The organism is Paenibacillus amylolyticus, from assembly GCF_047302515.1.
Lineage (GTDB): Bacteria > Bacillota > Bacilli > Paenibacillales > Paenibacillaceae > Paenibacillus > Paenibacillus amylolyticus_G.
In genome coordinates this window covers 3,283,401-3,298,916 of record NZ_CP168019.1, presented here as the reverse complement: position 1 = coordinate 3,298,916, position 15,516 = coordinate 3,283,401, and the positions used below count along the sequence as shown (strand labels likewise).

Genomic DNA, 15,516 nt, shown 5'->3' with positions numbered 1-15,516 from the left:
GACTATCATGGAAAAAGGAAAAATTATATTTTTGAACGGTGTAACCAGCTCTGGTAAAACTTCAATTGTAGAGGCGATGCAATCATACGATGATCCGTTTTTCTATGTGGTGGCTAATGATTTATTTGAAAATACGATTGGTGATAAACATCTTCAGACGGATTACTGGAAGTATCTGAGTGAAGCGACTGTAATGATGTATCATACGGCAAAAGTATTTTCAGACCATGGAAAGCATGTTCTGATTGATGGCATTCTTGTGGAAAGACCGGAGCTCGCGCTGCATTATGAACAAGTCAAACAGATTTTTGAAGGGTTTCCACTGGATATCGTTGAGTTATATTGCCCCCTCGACATCTGCCGTCAGCGGAACATCGAACGTGGGGATCGAAGAGAAGAGCAATCGGATGAGCAGCATCAAATCATGGCTTCCGACATTCAGTATAGTTTCTCGGTGGATACGAGTGTGCATACACCTGAAGAATGTGCCGAGAAGATTATTGCAGCGCTGTTCTAAACACAACGTTATGGGAGATGGTGACCATTCGTTCCGCATACTGGAGGTATTTTCTATATGTTGTTGAGCATAAATTGAACGTGCTGATCGAATGTTGGCAAGAAGGTCTGTATGTGCAAGGTTTAATTCATGATATATCAAAGTTCTTTCCGCAAGAATTTATTCCCTATGCAATTCATTTTTATTCAAAACAGAAGGATGAAGACACCCATCTAAGATGGAAGAACGCATGGCTACATCACCAAAATCATAACAAACATCATTGGGAGTATTGCATTGTAAATAGGAATACAAAAGAAGCTCTGCCCATGCCTACGAAATATCTGATAGAAATGGTATGTGATTGGAGGTCTTTTTCAAGAAAATGGGGACGTAAAGTGAAAGATTCTAATCTGGTAGAACGAATGATAAATTCACAAGATATCATTTTACATCCAGTGACGAGAGAAGAGCTTGAACAGTTATTTATTAGAAAGGATGAGAAGTTCATATGATCATTTGAAGCAGAGCGTTATTGCAAATAAAGATACTCGATACCGTGATAATTAAGTGAAAAGCTGAATTCCGAAACTGTGGAGGTTATGATGACCATTCATACAATTGAATTAACTCAGGAAATCCCCGTAGACGGAGGTTATCCCGCGATTGGTGATGGTCATGCACGGCAGGGGGACGGTGAAGTCAGCTGTCAGGCCATTGAATGTCCAATGGAGGTTGTCGATATCACGATCAACGTGATTAATGATATGATTTTGACCAATCCTCGTGCACATACGCCGTCCGGCTGGATTACCTTCGGGTTTCATGAAGATCTGAATGAGGCTACGGTTCAAGCATTAGACGGGATGCTCAATCTGATGGGTGAGTTGTACGGACTAGATCGAGTGGAAGCGATTGCACTTGGAAGCGCGGTAATTGATCTGCGTATCACCCAAATTGTGAATGGCGTGAAGGGTGTGCATGCTGTCCTTCCGCATGACGCTTTTAAGTAACTTAAGGCCTGTTATACGTCGTATTAGATGTTTTTATTTTTCCACAGAAGAACAGGAGGGAATATATGAGTGATCCGCGTTCAACATACAGTATCCAAACGGCAGTGTTAAGTTTACAAGAGGAATTAGAGAGGTTAAAGATGCAGGCGGTCATGGGGTGGTCCAAAGAATTCCGAAATCTAGAGTGGTATGGTTTGAAAAATGGAATGCGTGTATTGGAGGTCGGAAGCGGACCAGGTTACATTACAGAGCAATTATTAAACAGTCTGCCGGACAGCGAGCTTACCTCGCTTGAGATTGATCGTTCACTGCAAGCACAAGCCAAAGAACGGCTGAAAAATATTCCTTCCAAGCGATTGCAATTTGTAGAGTCTTCCATCTACCAGATGGATCTGCCGGATGATTCTTTTGATTTTGTCGTGGCAAGACTTATCTTTCTTCATTTGAACAATCCTGACGAAGCTGCAAAAGAGATATATCGTGTGCTGAAGCCTGGTGGCCGTCTTGCTATTATTGATGTGGATGACGGCGTTTTTGGAGCAGTGAATCCTGATGTTCCTGCTTTGCATACGGTATTAATGAAAATTTCGAACTATGTAGCACAACACGGCGGTAATCGTTTAATTGGTAGAAGTCTGCCGCGTCTCCTTTCTGAGAGCGGATACATCGATGTTGACATTGATTCTGTCCTTCAACATAGTGATCTGTTAGGCATAGAAGGGTTTAAGCACCAGTTTAATCTTAATCGTTTTGTACATTTTGCTGAAAAAGGTGTGATCAGTTCGGAGGAATTTGCTCAGCTGCAACAAGCTTCTGAAGCGATAAATCATTCGCCGGAAGCCTATGCCATGATGAATTTCATTACAGCTTGCGGCACGAAGCCATTGACATAACTGGGTTGAAACTAATTAGGGACGGAGGATGGGGATGAATATCGTTCAATCTTTTCAGGAATTAGTAGTTCGAGGGGATCATCAGGGTATGATTGAGTTACTGAAAAACTTCGAACAATCCAGGAAATTGTCTGTCCATGAACGAGGCTGGGTCTACTGGAATATTTCAGATGGTTATGCCTTGTTAAGAGAGCCGGAACCGCTTTATGCCAATCACCGGGAATTCTTCGAATGGGGGAGAAAAAACCTCGCCCCGGAGCAGTTACACTGGATCGTTTCGGATTCGACACAAGCGTTGTCATTATCTCTGGGGAACTACTTTGATCATTGGATGGATTGGTACCAGTATGCTTGTGATCATGCCCCGAAGTTGGATACCAACCGAGGTGTTCGGTTCGAGAGTCATCGGGCTTTGGGTGGTTCGCTTTGGGTTTTGGAGAGATACAGTGAAATGGACAGTGTGCTTGAAAATATGAACCAGCTTATACAAGAAGATGAGACATGGTCCAATATTCTTTTTGCCCGAATTACATACAACAAACAGCGTCTGGCCTATCTGCATCATGCCGGGGAGGTTGCGGGAGTTGAAGTTCTTATAAACGAAACGATGGACTGGATTGATGAAATCAATGATGGAGCAATTCCTATTTCAAGAAAAGATGAAGTGGTCGGTAGCTGGGAGGATATTAATGTCTCTAGAAATTCGCAGAGAGATATCAACATTGCGTTGAATAATTTGGCCTGTATTTTAACGGATATTGAAAGGTATGAGGAAAGTGTGAAATTGTTTGTGCAGATACAGGAACGGGGTTACCACATGAATGCATATGGTTTTTCCAAGTGGATATATTCGATCTGGAAGACAAGAGGGACTGAGGCAGTTAAAGATGCATTAGCAACTAATGCATCTTATGAAATAGCTGACGTTGTCAAACATACTCCTGAACTATCAGAGATCAAGGGTCTAGTTTGAGGTGATTGAAGTCGCAAGAAGTTTGCACAACAACGTGAGAGGAGTGATGTCGTATGAGAAACAATACAAATCCGAGTAGAAGAAATGGAGTTGCCAGAGGTGTTTTTGTCTAGCGCAGAGGACCCCCAAGGAAGGGTTCCGAGGGATTCCTCTGTGTAATTTTCACTAGGAGGAATTTCAATTTATGATTCATTTAAAACGTGTGTCGGTGGATAATTGGTATGCTTGCACCCAACTGGATGTAACTGAAGAGCAGAGAAAAAGTTTCCCGCGCCAGTTGTATATTGGATTGCTGAGGTTATGGAAGAGAAGCGTTGAGGAAGTTGATTGATCTAATGAAAGAATCGCTGAATTGTAAACGCATCATGATTTGGACACAGGCCGGAAAATGGTATCGCCGGAAATCTGTATGAATCACTTGGTTTTCACAGCGTAAGTGAAGGGCTGATTGATGGCGAAGTCGTTCGGCTTCTAAGATGCAAGTAGTGCCAAAACACACGCGATGTGGATTGTAAAGGAGGTAGCTTGTCTTTGAAGCATGTACACATTATTTTCTCATTACTCTTTATCATGTTAGGAATTGTGATTATTACGATCTCGAAAATGATTGAAGAGGTGATTCCCAAGCTAGGCTATGCAGCATTCCAGTCAGCAGCAGCTGGCAGTTATACTCCGAGTGATTATCAAGTGAATTTTGCACTGAATTATTGGATAGCCGCGATATGTATTTTGGGTGGAGTTATCTGTTTAATTAGTACAATGAATGTTGTCAGAAACTACATTCGTGAAATGAATATAAGAAACAGAGCGTTTGATGAAACTCATAATTATGACGATACAAGAGAACTGAAATAGGTTATGATATGACATAAAAAAAGAAGGGGCGGATACACATGATTACATTCCAATACTTTGAACCGGAAGATTTTGATCAACTGATCGAATGGAGTGGGGATGAAGCATTTCTGCTCCAGTGGGCCGGCCCTCAGTTCCAATATCCACTTTCCAGAGAGCAGCTATCTGATTATTTGCATGGCGCCAATGATAAGAACACTTCAAATAAGTTCATTTATAAAGTGATGGATGAATCGACTCAGGAGATTGTGGGTCATATTGCTCTTGGCGGTATCGATCGATATAATCGTTCAGGGCGTATCGGTAAGGTACTTCTTGGTAAGCCATATCAGGGTAAAGGTTATGGAAAGCAAATGATCAATGAGGCACTTCGAATTGGATTTGAAGAGGAGAAGTTGCACCGGATCAGTCTGGGCGTATTTGATTTTAATGTCTCAGCCATCCGATGTTATGAAAAAGCGGGCTTTGTACAAGAAGGACTTATTCGTGATGCGAGAAGATATGAAGATACATTCTGGAATCTAATCGAGATGAGCATATTAGAAAATGAATGGAAAAAATGACTTCTCAAAAGGATCATCATACTTGAGAGTCATCTTTCTTGAGAAACACTTCCATGAACGGATGTAATAACTACGTGTACGAAAATTTAAAAGGGGAGGTCCTACTGTCATCAGAATGACAGTAGGACCTCCCTTAATTACTACCTTCATGGTTTATTTCGATGATTCCCGTATCAATAAATTCCTTCACAGGCACACCGTCGCTAGCGAGTAACAGGGTCTCCATCATTTTGGTACCCCAGACTCCTTCATTCTGCGAAATAACGGCAGACAATTGACCGTTGAGCAACCCGTTTTCACTGGTCGGGCTATCACCGAACGCGATTAAATGCCGGTTAAGGCCTTTTGCTTTCCAGATCAGGGTAGAGGCAGAGACAGAAACAAAATCGAGCCCGATAATTGCATTGAAGTGAGGGTGAGCCTGAATCATGTTCTCCATATCGGACATGGCTTGATCTTCATTCCCTTGATGATAACGAACTTCCAAGATTTCGATGTCTGTTTCACTGCGGATATAATCAATGAATCCATTAAGCCGCTGCTGCAAACCTTGCATCTCCTCCAAACCATTCTCGACAAGAATCATGCCTTGATTATGCAGGAGTCGTGTAGTCGTCATCGCGAACTGCTGGCCAGTGAGATAGTTATCGGCGCCCACATAAGCGATTCGATGACTGGATGGGACATCTGACTCAAATGTAATGACAGGAATACCTGCAGCTTGGGCTGCATCAATAACCGGTGTAAGTGCAGCAGCATCCACAGGAGATATAGCTATCCCGTCCACATGCTGTTTGATCATATTCTCCATGATACGGATCTGTTGTTCGGTATTGGCTTCATCAGGTGCGTTTACAATTAACGTGATATTCTGTTTCCCTGCATACTCCGTTGCATCCTTCGTGATCATCTCATAGGTTGGATACGTCATTGGATAGATAATACCGAAAGTTTTGCTCGCTGCAGATTTCTCTACAGGTGAAGTCGCAGGAAATGCTGTAGCCATCTGTTGTGGGCGAATGTGTGCCGAACCGGATGAAATGATCATCGGGAACACAAGTATTAGTGTAAGTAAAAGTGCAAATCTGGCTTTATTCATACATTTGCTCTTTTCTCATATCTGCTGGTCTGGCCTGCGATTCCTCGGTCCCTTGAGTTCGGTATTCTCTTGGTGTAAAACCTGTTGTTTTCTTGAATATATTAGAAAAATAGTGAGAATCGTTGTAACCAACTTTGTAAGCAATCTCAAAGGTTTTGTTGTTGGTTGTTTTCAGCAGCTCCTTGGCTTTGCCGATTCGAATCTGGGTTAAATACTCCGTTATCGTTTGACCAGTTTCTTGACTGAAAATCTTGCTTAAATGACTTGGACTGATTCTGACGTGTGCAGAAATCATCTTCAACGAGACCTGTTCGTTATTGTATTCACGGGATAGATAAGCTTTCACCTGATCAATGACATCACTGTATTTTCCAGAACACGCTGCTCTTCTCTGCCATAACAGGTTAAGCAGGGAACACATGTATTGGGTGCAATCCTCCCAGCTCGTAATCTTCCGAATCGTCTGTTGCAGGGAAGTAATGTTCTCATCCGAATGGTCACTCATGCGGAACAGCTGATTCGCGAGCCGAAACGACTCCAGCGTAAGATCATTCAACAGATAGAAGCCATACGAGGAGGACTTCCAGTCGAAGGACTGTAATGGAGCGGCAAACTCCTGCACAAAATGGTCAAGCTGATTGGGGCTGCCGATTTTGAGAAATTCAAGAAACGAATTCCTGCCGAGAAAAAGAGTCGTTTGCTCATCCAGGTTAATTTCACGTAGAGAAGCTCTGTTCTGAAGGGTGAGCCGGGTAATATATTTATCCTCCTCCGCTTCCAGATACGAGACATGAATTCCTTGCAGACGCTCCTGTTGACTGCCAATGCCCAGAATAATATTACATTTGAACGTATGCTCAAGTTCCATACGAACCCGCCCGCGAAGCTGCTCCAGATATATGGATATGCTGTCATCGGAGTGATACTTGAGCAGAAGCACCAACTCGGTCCGGCTTCGAATGTATGGAAGAAGTTCAACGTGGGGATCGCGAGTTTCCTCCAGTATGGGAAGCAGCTTCTTCATCAGGGATTCCGGGTCCGGTGAATCATCTGTTAATCGAACGTCGATAATGACAATTGTATAATACCTGGCCGAGAGAGGAAGTGAGAGTTGTTTGGCTGATTCAATCGCATCGGTTGTACCGATGAGTCCTCCGCACAGATCGGCCAGCAGTTTTTCTTTGGTGATCGTCCGGTTTGTCATGCGTTGATGTTCTTCATCCATTTGTTTGCTGACCTTATGAAGCATTTGGATTAGCTCTGCTGCACTAATGGGCTTTAGACAGTACTCGGTCACACCAAGTCGGATAGCCTCCTGGGCATAGCTGAATTCATCATGACCGCTCATAATAATGATTTTGATATCAGGCTGTTGAGTGCGAACGATGGAGGTCAGTTCCAATCCGTTCATAAATGGCATTTTGATATCTGTAATCAGAATATCCGGAGCCCATTCATGAATTAAAGGCAACGCAAGCTCACCGTCGGGTGCATCCCCGCAATAGTGAAAACCTTCCTTTTCCCAATCGATGCAGCTCCGTATATTCTCCCGAATTCCAATTTCGTCATCCACAATCATCACCTTTTTCAATGGTTAACCTCCTTGCTTTTGGGGATACGAATCATAAATGTGCTGCCTTCCATATACGTACTTTCCATTTCAACACCATAAGCTGGTCCAAAATAGAGTCGAATCCGGTGATGTACATTGAGCAGACCAAATCCGCCTTCCTGCTCGTCATCTTGGGGTGAACGGGAATCTGCCGGCTTCTCCAGCTCTTCACGTAATTGTGCCAATCGATCCGCAGACATGCCAATTCCGTTATCCTGTACGGTGAGAATGATGCTATTGTCCTCTACATACCCGTGTATGGATATCAGCCCTTGACCGCGTTTGTTCTTGATCCCATGGTAGAGCGCGTTTTCAATCAGGGGCTGCAGCGTCATCTTCAAAATGGGATAATCCTGAAGCTCACGATCAACGCTGATCTCGTAGGTGAGAATATCGTGGTACCTCATCTGTTGAATAACCAAGTAACTTCGCGCATGTTCAAGCTCGGTTTGAATGGATACCCAGTCGAATCCCTTGTTCAGACTCAAACGAAAGAACTTCGAGAGGGCCTGCACAAGTTTGATTACATTTTCTTTTTTCTCTGCTTCAGCCATCCATAGAATAGATTCCAACGTGTTATACAGGAAATGAGGGTTGATCTGAGCTTGCAGCGTACGTAGTTCAGCTATTTTCACCTGTTCATTCTCTCGAATGCTCTTTTCAATTAGCATTTTGAGCTTATCCAGCATCACATTGAAGCTTTTGCCCAGATCAGCAATTTCGTCCGAGCCGTGTGGTGTGACTTTGGCTTCCAAGTAACCGTTTGCAGCTTTACGCATCTTGTTCATCAGAATCCGGATGGGAAGAATCAGTCGGTTATTCAGGAAAAAATATAACGATATTGCAAAGAAAGCACTTAACAAAACCGTAATGATGATCAATTGGCGAATGCTATTGGCCTCAGCAATGATTTCCTGATAAGGAGCTACCCCGATCATTTTCCATCCGGTCTGTTTTGAGGTGCTGTATACAACAAACTGGGGCTTGGATCCTGCAGACAGGATAAAGCTGTCGTGCTGTAGATGTAAAGGGACCGATCGGATCTGATCCATCATGGTTATGGATGCCGGGGTGACATCCGGCCTAAAGAGTGTATTTCCGTATTGATCACTAATATAGAAAAAACCGGAATCCTTAATGGGGGTATTCGTCAAAAAATCATCAATGAACAAATCATTCAAATCAATCACGATGAACCCGATGACCTCATGCGTAATTCGCTCTTTGACCGTGGTTATAATTGAAAGCGCATTCTGTTTAGGGTAAGCAAACCCATCCAGCCTGTTATATTCGGCATAGGCTGCAGAATGAGGGATGCGCAGAATGGCATCCGGATACTGTATTAGATACTTGAAGTACGGGTTACGCAGCGGATTTCGTTCCAGCTTGAACACGCCTTTTCGTTCACTTATGCCTTTTCCATAAAAATTCACGAATGAGATATTAAGTACCTTGTCATACTTGTAGGTTTCCCGATAAAGATTGTATGTCTGAAGGATGGCTTTGGCTTCTGGGTAGGACTCCGATTGAGAATACAAGTATTGAAGCACTTGCGGGTTCTTGCCCAGTTCGAGCAGCCGTTCCGTATCCTCAAACAAGATGTCAATGTTCCTGGCAAGCTGGTCGGCAACCAGCTGTGTCGAGGCCTTGTTATGATTAGATACGACAGTATAGGATTTGTGGTAAGAAATCAATCCAACCACGATCAGTGGCACTGAACTGAGGATGATAAACATGCTGAGTAATTTAAGCCTGAGGCTTGAAGCAATCCATTGAATGAGTTTCAACGTATTCCACTCCATCTGAAGGGATCAAAAATGTATCATTAGTATAACATGATTTTCTAATATGTAAGAGAATCGCTAAATACTACACAATTAAACAAAGAAATTACACTTTTTAAACTCCATTTTTTGAAATTACTAAATTATTACATAAATAAAGTATGAGACTCCATATAAGCTCGGAATGAAAGCGTTCTATAATGTGGTCACACCACAAGGTGAAACGAAAAAAGGGAGGATCACAACATGCGAACCAAAAAAAAGTGGGGACTTGCCATAACATTGGCTATGGTGATGCTGGTCAGCACGGCATGTAGCAGTACCAATGGAGGAGCAGGCTCCGATAATGAAACTTCAACGAGTGGGAATGGCAGTACACCTGCCAGCGCCAAAACAATTACGCTTGGTTTTTCGCAGGTTGGTGCGGAGAGTGGCTGGCGTTCGGCGAATACCAAGTCGATTCAGGATTCAGCCAAAGAAGCGGGTTATGATTTGAAATTCTCCGATGCGCAGCAGAAGCAGGAAAATCAAATTAAAGCTTTGCGATCCTTCATACAACAGAAGGTGACGGTGATTGCTTTTTCCCCTGTTGTAGAATCCGGTTGGGATACCGTATTGAAGGAAGCGAAGGATGCAGGAATTCCCGTGATTTTGACGGACCGTGCTGTGGATTCCCCGGATAAAACCCTCTACAAAACCTTTATTGGCTCCGACTTTGTAGAAGAAGGACGCAAAGCAGGTCAGTGGCTTAGTGACCAATACAAGGACACACAAGACGAAATCAACATTGTTGAGCTGCAGGGTACAACAGGCTCCGCACCAGCGAATGACCGTCAAGAGGGCTTTATGGAATTGATTGCTTCCAATTCGAAGCTTAAAGTGATTGCTTCACAATCGGGTGACTTTACACGTGCCAAAGGCAAAGAAGTCATGCAAGCTTTCCTCAAAGCACATAAAAAAATAGATGTTCTCTATGCACATAATGACGATATGGCACTTGGGGCAATTCAGGCCATTGAAGCGGCAGGATTGAAACCAGGCGTAGATATTACCATTATCTCTGTGGATGCCGTGAAGGATGGGATGCAGGCTGCTGCTGATGGCAAAATCAACTTTATCGTTGAATGTAATCCGTTGTTAGGACCTCAATTAATGGAAGCGGTTCAATCGGTAGTGGACGGGAAAGACATCGAACCCCGAATCGTTACGGATGAGACGACCTTCACATCGGAGCAAGCCAAAGAAGCATTGCCAACACGTGAATATTAAAAGCAGATTCGTATAACACCGAAAAGTCATTTTTCGACCAGGCTGTCGCTAAATGACTTTTTTCCATAACAAAGGAGAGGGTTATATGGCCGAGCAAGCACCCATTTTGCAAATGACAGGCATCACCAAACAATTTCCCGGGGTTAAAGCGCTATCCAGCGTCAGCTTTCGCTTGTTTCCGGGCGAGATTCATGCCTTGATGGGTGAGAATGGAGCGGGGAAGTCGACGCTTATTAAAGTTCTGACTGGCGTTTATTCCATTGATGAAGGAACGGTAACCATGGATAAGCGGCATCTTTCGATCTCCGGTCCGCTTGAAGCGCAAAAGGCGGGAATCAGTACCGTTTATCAAGAGGTCAATCTTTGTCCAAACTTAACGGTCGCTGAGAATATTTTCATCGGGCGGGAGCCGATGCGATTTGGCAAAATCAATTGGAAGCAAATGAACAAAGATGCGGAGAACATTCTGCGAGACAGATTACATCTGTCCATCGACGTTAAGGCTCCTTTACAGACCTACTCGGTCGCGATGCAACAACTGATTGCAATTGCAAGAGCACTCAGCATCTCGGCAAAAGTGCTCATATTGGATGAACCCACATCCAGTCTGGACAAAAACGAGGTTCAGCAACTGTTTCGTATTATGCACAAATTAAAGAGTGAAGGTCTCGCAATTCTTTTTGTTACTCATTTTCTTGATCAGGTATACGAAATGTCGGATCGTCTAACGGTGCTCCGTAACGGGGAATTGGAAGGAGAGTACATAGCCGCAGAACTTCCACGCATGGAACTGGTGCTCAAGATGATCGGCAAGGAGCTCGAGGTGCTTGAGGAGCTTCCGAAGGAAGCGGATGCTGCCCAGGCGGAGTCGGGAGAACTGTTAATTACCGCTAAGGCACTTGGACGCAAAGGAGCAATTGAGCCATTCGATCTGGACATTCGCAAAGGAGAAGTCGTGGGCTTGGCTGGGTTATTGGGGTCTGGTCGTACCGAGATCGCTCGCCTTTTCTTTGGTGCAGATCGTTCGGATGTAGGCAAGCTGCTCGTTGTAGATACAGGAAGTACGGTCAAGTCGCCGCGTCATGCAATTGATCAGAATATTGCTTTTTGCTCCGAGAACCGTAAAACCGAAGGCATAATCGATGATTTGACCATTCGGGAGAACATTATTCTGGCTTTACAAGCGACACGAGGCTGGTCCAAACCCATCTCACGCAAGAAACAGGATGAGATCGCCGAAAAGTACATCAACCTGTTAAATATCCATCCGAAAAACCCGGAGCATTTAATTAAAAATCTGAGCGGCGGTAATCAGCAAAAGGTGTTGCTTGCACGGTGGTTGCTGATGAACCCCGATCTGTTGATTCTCGATGAACCTACGCGTGGAATTGATATCGGTGCAAAGACTGAGATACAGAAGCTGGTGCTCTCTCTGTCGAAGCAGGGCATGGCCGTGCTGTTCATTTCGTCCGAGCTGGAAGAAGTGATTCGTGTCAGCCACCGGATTGCCGTAATCCGGGACCGCAAAAAAGTGCAAGAACTTAGCGGGGATCAGATCCATCAACAGCAAATCATGAAAGCAATGGCAGGAGGTTAAAGAGATGGCGGGCAAGATGCGTAAACATCATTTGTTTTGGCCGTTATGTATGCTTGGTTTACTTTTAATCTTTAATTTGCTGTACTCTCCGGATTTCTTCTCCCTCGTCATGCGTGAAGGGAATCTGTATGGCAGCTTGATTGATATTCTCAATTTTGGAGCGCCCTTAATTCTGGTATCGATCGGCATGACACTGGTGATTGCGACCGGAGGTATCGATTTGTCCGTGGGCTCCATTGTAGCGATCTCCGGTGCCGTGGCTTGTATGAGCATCAGCAGAGGAGTCGATCAGAGTTCGTTCGGGCTTATGTTGGGTGCACTTGGATTATCTATAGGTCTCTCACTGATCTTGGGCATATGGAACGGGGCGCTGGTTTCGGTCGCCCGAATCCAACCCATTATTGCAACGCTTATTCTGATGGTAGCTGGACGTGGGATTGCGCAATTGATTACGAGTGGACAGATTATTACTGTATCCAACGCAAACTATGCCTATATCGGGGCAGGTTCGCTTGCAGCATTGCCTTTTTCCATCTTCATCGTATTAACTGTGCTGCTTGTTGCCTCATTGCTGACGAGAAAAACGGCACTTGGACTGTTTATTGAATCGGTTGGAAGTAACGCAAACGCGAGCCAACTGGCAGGTATTCGTTCAAAAACAGTTATTCTCACGGTATATGTCTTCTGTGGTCTGTGTGCCGGCATTGCCGGGCTTATTCTCAGCTCGAATGTATCCAGTGCGGATGGCAATAACGCAGGTCTGTGGTATGAACTTGATGCCATTCTTGCTGTAGTCATCGGGGGTACTTCGCTCAATGGTGGTCGTTTCTATCTAATGGGTACCGTCGTTGGAGCACTCATTATCCAAACCTTAACAACGACGATCTATATGATTGGAGTCCCGCCAGAAGTTACGCTGGTTGTCAAAGCCTTTGTTGTACTGGCCGTTTGTTTGATCCAATCCGATTCATTCCGCAATTCCATGGTGATCCGTTGGAAAAAACGGAAGTTTCCAGCCGAACAGGGGGTTAACCGCCATGTTTCTTAATCGTAAGTATCTCCCGGTCTTTGTCACCTTCGGTTTGCTGGCCGTGATGTTTGCCATAGGCTCTTTCCGGTATACGGGGTTCTTTTCCACACAGGTACTGCTTAATCTTCTCATTGATAACGCATTTCTGATTATCACGGCAATTGGCATGACTTTTGTGATTGTATCGGGAGGAATCGACCTGTCGGTAGGATCTGTCATTGCGCTGACGACCATCATTAGCGCAAGTCTGGTCGAGAAGCAAGGATGGTCGCCTGCGATCGTTATACCTATGGTGCTTGTCATGGGTGCGTTGTTTGGCACAGTCATGGGGGCTATCATCCACTATTTTAAAATTCAGCCCTTCATCGTGACACTTGCAGGCATGTTTTTGGCGCGGGGGCTGTGTTATGTCATCAGTCTCGACACCATTACCATTACGAATCCATTTTACACACAGGTTGCGCAGGCGAAAATTTCTCTGCCAGGGGGCAGCTTTGTCTCCATTAATGTGATTATTGCACTGGTTATTGTACTGCTCGCGATCTTCCTGGCACATTACACCCGGTTTGGACGCAACGTTTACGCCATCGGCGGAAGCGAGCAATCCGCGTTGCTCATGGGGCTGCCGGTTGCACGTACCAAAATCCTGGTATACACGTTCAGCGGTTTGTGCTCCGCGCTTGCCGGTGTTGTCTTTACCTTCTATATGTTATCCGGTTATGGATTACACGCCATGGGTCTTGAACTCGATACCATCGCGGCTGTTGTAATAGGAGGCACCTTGTTAACAGGTGGTGTAGGGTATGTGGCGGGAACCTTTATTGGTGTATTGATCCAGGGGGCTATCCAAACTATAATTAGCTTCGAAGGTACGCTCAGCTCATGGTGGACCAAGATTGTGATTGGCCTGATGCTGTTTGTTTTTATTTTGTTCCAGCGACTTCTTAGCGGGCGGCGAGTATCCTCGAAATCACTGCATTAAGTTGATCGAATTAAATGATATTGAATACGGATACCGACAAAATGATATAACAATATGCGCTCTGCATTGCTGAATGCTGAGCGTAACATGGAGATGGGGGATACGTGAGTGAGAAGACATGTGAACTGGTTGTGTTTGTTCATTCTACTGCTGCTTGTCGGCTGCACAACCCCTGAGTCTGAATCTGTTCCTCCTCCCATCTCGTCTAACAACTTCGAAACTCTTCCCTCCGTTGAGGAATGGATGGAATCAGCGGTAGCAAGGGATACCTCTACGAAACCGATTGTCTTGGGTTTTTCACAACTGGGCAGAGAGAGTGCCTGGCGTCTGGCAAACTCCACGTCTATCCGGAATGCTGCGGCTGAATCGGGAATCTCCCTTGTAATAAAAAATGCAGAACAGTCTCAGACGAAACAGTTCGAGGCTGTTCGGTCGTTCATCAGGCAAAAGGTGGATGTCATTGCCATTGCACCGGTCGTGGAATCGGGCTGGGATGGTATTCTTCAGGAGGCCAGGGATGCAGGCATACCCGTGATCATCGTAGACCGGTCAGTTGATGTCAAAGACACTTCACTTTTTGTGACAACGATTGGATCGGACTTTTATGAGGAAGGTGTGAAAGCCGGGAAGTACATCCAGGATCGGATGCGAAATCATCCGGGTTTGATACGGATTGCCGAACTGCAAGGCACGAGTGGTTCTACACCCTCTATCCAGCGTGGCGAGGGATTTAGAAGCATTTTCGAAACCAGAGCAGATATCATCTTCTCACAAAGTGCTCCTGCCGATTTTACGGAGGACAATGGGAAACAAGTCATGAAAGAATTCCTTCAGGTCCCGGAAGACAAACGGCCGCAGGTTCTTTTTGCCCATAATGATGAAATGGCTTTTGGCGCTATACAAGCGATAGAAGAAGTTGGGCTGAAGCCGGGAGAGGACATTATCATTGTCTCGGTGGACGGCTCCCGCAAAGCACTTGAAATTTTGGCGAGTGGGAAAATCAACGCTGTGGTGGAATGTAACCCGCTGCTTGGTCCTCAGCTTATGCAGGCTACAAAAGAAATTATTGCAGGGCGTACACTCCCGAAGCGCATGGTGCCTCCGGAGGACATTTTTACACAGGAGAGTGCTAAAAGGGAGATGTACAACAGGCGATTCTAGAATACACGAATAAATAGAACATTTTGGATAAAATTCAATTTACTTTAAATAAACGTATCGTTTATACTGAACTCACCTTGAACTAAAAGCTCTTCTCTATGAGAAAGGATGTAGCGGATTACATACTTTTGAAAGCGCTTTTTTCAAGGGCAGAAAGTCGATAAAGAGAGGGAGTGTAGAAGGTATTAT

Annotated in this window: 16 protein-coding genes; 13 read left to right on the top strand and 3 right to left on the bottom strand. The window is 44.6% G+C overall.

The genetic code is table 11. The features are described from left to right. The first annotated feature begins 7 nt into the window (after positions 1 to 7). From ACDJ59_RS13970 to ACDJ59_RS13935, 8 genes are all read left to right on the top strand, one after another. Complete coding sequence (locus ACDJ59_RS13970; RefSeq protein WP_413409507.1) at positions 8 to 517, top strand: phosphotransferase-like protein; 510 nt, start codon at positions 8 to 10, stop codon at positions 515 to 517. Continuing rightward, positions 484 to 1,011 carry a DUF5662 family protein gene (locus ACDJ59_RS13965; RefSeq protein WP_413409506.1) on the top strand — a complete coding sequence of 176 codons (528 nt, stop codon included), beginning with the start codon at positions 484 to 486 and terminating at the stop codon, positions 1,009 to 1,011. Before ACDJ59_RS13970 ends, ACDJ59_RS13965 begins: the two co-directional genes overlap by 34 nt. An 87-nt stretch (positions 1,012 to 1,098) precedes the next feature. Beyond that, a complete protein-coding gene (locus ACDJ59_RS13960) occupies positions 1,099 to 1,509 on the top strand; it encodes an acetamidase/formamidase family protein (protein ID WP_413409505.1) in 411 nt (136 codons plus the stop codon). Positions 1,510 to 1,574: 65 nt separating this feature from the next. Then, positions 1,575 to 2,402 carry a methyltransferase domain-containing protein gene (locus tag ACDJ59_RS13955; protein ID WP_413409503.1) on the top strand — a complete coding sequence of 276 codons (828 nt, stop codon included), beginning with the start codon at positions 1,575 to 1,577 and terminating at the stop codon, positions 2,400 to 2,402. A 34-nt stretch (positions 2,403 to 2,436) separates the two neighbouring features. Further along, positions 2,437 to 3,375 (top strand): hypothetical protein, encoded by a 939-nt coding sequence (locus ACDJ59_RS13950; protein ID WP_413409502.1) that lies wholly within the window; start codon positions 2,437 to 2,439, stop codon positions 3,373 to 3,375. A gap of 184 nt (positions 3,376 to 3,559) precedes the next feature. Next, a complete protein-coding gene (locus ACDJ59_RS13945; RefSeq protein ID WP_413409501.1) occupies positions 3,560 to 3,706 on the top strand; it encodes a hypothetical protein in 147 nt (48 codons plus the stop codon). A gap of 200 nt (positions 3,707 to 3,906) precedes the next feature. Next, positions 3,907 to 4,230: a hypothetical protein gene (locus tag ACDJ59_RS13940; protein WP_339199062.1), complete on the top strand. Its 324-nt coding sequence runs from the start codon at positions 3,907 to 3,909 to the stop codon at positions 4,228 to 4,230. Between the two features lie 38 nt (positions 4,231 to 4,268). Continuing rightward, entirely contained in the window at positions 4,269 to 4,793 is a 525-nt protein-coding gene (locus ACDJ59_RS13935) for a GNAT family N-acetyltransferase (RefSeq protein WP_074094664.1), read from the top strand. A gap of 133 nt (positions 4,794 to 4,926) precedes the next feature. On the opposite strand, the gene ACDJ59_RS13930 is transcribed toward ACDJ59_RS13935, so the two are convergent. Genes ACDJ59_RS13930 through ACDJ59_RS13920 form a run of 3 tightly spaced genes read right to left on the bottom strand, consistent with a single transcriptional unit; the run spans position 4,927 to position 9,291 of the window. After that, on the bottom strand, positions 4,927 to 5,892 hold the full coding sequence (locus ACDJ59_RS13930) for a sugar ABC transporter substrate-binding protein (protein WP_413409499.1): 966 nt from the start codon (positions 5,890 to 5,892) through the stop codon (positions 4,927 to 4,929). After that, positions 5,885 to 7,474, bottom strand: a complete 1,590-nt coding sequence (locus ACDJ59_RS13925; RefSeq protein WP_413409815.1) for a response regulator — start codon at positions 7,472 to 7,474, stop codon at positions 5,885 to 5,887. Before ACDJ59_RS13925 ends, ACDJ59_RS13930 begins: the two co-directional genes overlap by 8 nt. 5 nt (positions 7,475 to 7,479) lie before the next feature. Further along, positions 7,480 to 9,291: a cache domain-containing sensor histidine kinase gene (locus ACDJ59_RS13920; RefSeq protein WP_413409498.1), complete on the bottom strand. Its 1,812-nt coding sequence runs from the start codon at positions 9,289 to 9,291 to the stop codon at positions 7,480 to 7,482. A gap of 243 nt (positions 9,292 to 9,534) precedes the next feature. Here ACDJ59_RS13920 and ACDJ59_RS13915 point away from each other — a divergent pair, with 243 nt between their 5' ends. From ACDJ59_RS13915 to ACDJ59_RS13895, 5 genes are all read left to right on the top strand, one after another. After that, positions 9,535 to 10,557: an ABC transporter substrate-binding protein gene (locus ACDJ59_RS13915; RefSeq protein WP_017689009.1), complete on the top strand. Its 1,023-nt coding sequence runs from the start codon at positions 9,535 to 9,537 to the stop codon at positions 10,555 to 10,557. 85 nt (positions 10,558 to 10,642) lie between these two features. Continuing rightward, a complete protein-coding gene (locus tag ACDJ59_RS13910) occupies positions 10,643 to 12,154 on the top strand; it encodes a sugar ABC transporter ATP-binding protein (RefSeq protein ID WP_413409497.1) in 1,512 nt (503 codons plus the stop codon). A gap of 4 nt (positions 12,155 to 12,158) precedes the next feature. Next, on the top strand, positions 12,159 to 13,202 hold the full coding sequence (locus ACDJ59_RS13905) for an ABC transporter permease (RefSeq protein WP_017689007.1): 1,044 nt from the start codon (positions 12,159 to 12,161) through the stop codon (positions 13,200 to 13,202). Further along, on the top strand, positions 13,192 to 14,166 hold the full coding sequence (gene yjfF / locus ACDJ59_RS13900) for a galactofuranose ABC transporter, permease protein YjfF (RefSeq protein WP_074094671.1): 975 nt from the start codon (positions 13,192 to 13,194) through the stop codon (positions 14,164 to 14,166). Before ACDJ59_RS13905 ends, yjfF begins: the two co-directional genes overlap by 11 nt. 108 nt (positions 14,167 to 14,274) lie before the next feature. Beyond that, entirely contained in the window at positions 14,275 to 15,327 is a 1,053-nt protein-coding gene (locus ACDJ59_RS13895; protein ID WP_413409494.1) for an ABC transporter substrate-binding protein, read from the top strand. The last annotated feature ends 189 nt before the right edge of the window (positions 15,328 to 15,516 follow it).

What these genes read in the sequence shown, in the direction of transcription:
- ACDJ59_RS13950 (WP_413409502.1), top strand. Translation starts at nt 2,437, where the DNA reads ATGAATATCGTTCAATCTTTTCAGGAATTAGTAGTTCGAGGGGATCAT.
- ACDJ59_RS13915 (WP_017689009.1), top strand. Translation starts at nt 9,535, where the DNA reads ATGCGAACCAAAAAAAAGTGGGGACTTGCCATAACATTGGCTATGGTG.
- ACDJ59_RS13965 (WP_413409506.1), top strand. Translation starts at nt 484, where the DNA reads ATGTGCCGAGAAGATTATTGCAGCGCTGTTCTAAACACAACGTTATGG.
- ACDJ59_RS13970 (WP_413409507.1), top strand. Translation starts at nt 8, where the DNA reads ATGGAAAAAGGAAAAATTATATTTTTGAACGGTGTAACCAGCTCTGGT.
- ACDJ59_RS13935 (WP_074094664.1), top strand. Translation starts at nt 4,269, where the DNA reads ATGATTACATTCCAATACTTTGAACCGGAAGATTTTGATCAACTGATC.
- ACDJ59_RS13905 (WP_017689007.1), top strand. Translation starts at nt 12,159, where the DNA reads ATGGCGGGCAAGATGCGTAAACATCATTTGTTTTGGCCGTTATGTATG.
- yjfF (WP_074094671.1), top strand. Translation starts at nt 13,192, where the DNA reads ATGTTTCTTAATCGTAAGTATCTCCCGGTCTTTGTCACCTTCGGTTTG.
- ACDJ59_RS13960 (WP_413409505.1), top strand. Translation starts at nt 1,099, where the DNA reads ATGATGACCATTCATACAATTGAATTAACTCAGGAAATCCCCGTAGAC.
- ACDJ59_RS13945 (WP_413409501.1), top strand. Translation starts at nt 3,560, where the DNA reads ATGATTCATTTAAAACGTGTGTCGGTGGATAATTGGTATGCTTGCACC.
- ACDJ59_RS13910 (WP_413409497.1), top strand. Translation starts at nt 10,643, where the DNA reads ATGGCCGAGCAAGCACCCATTTTGCAAATGACAGGCATCACCAAACAA.
- ACDJ59_RS13955 (WP_413409503.1), top strand. Translation starts at nt 1,575, where the DNA reads ATGAGTGATCCGCGTTCAACATACAGTATCCAAACGGCAGTGTTAAGT.
- ACDJ59_RS13930 (WP_413409499.1), bottom strand. Translation starts at nt 5,892, where the DNA reads ATGAATAAAGCCAGATTTGCACTTTTACTTACACTAATACTTGTGTTC.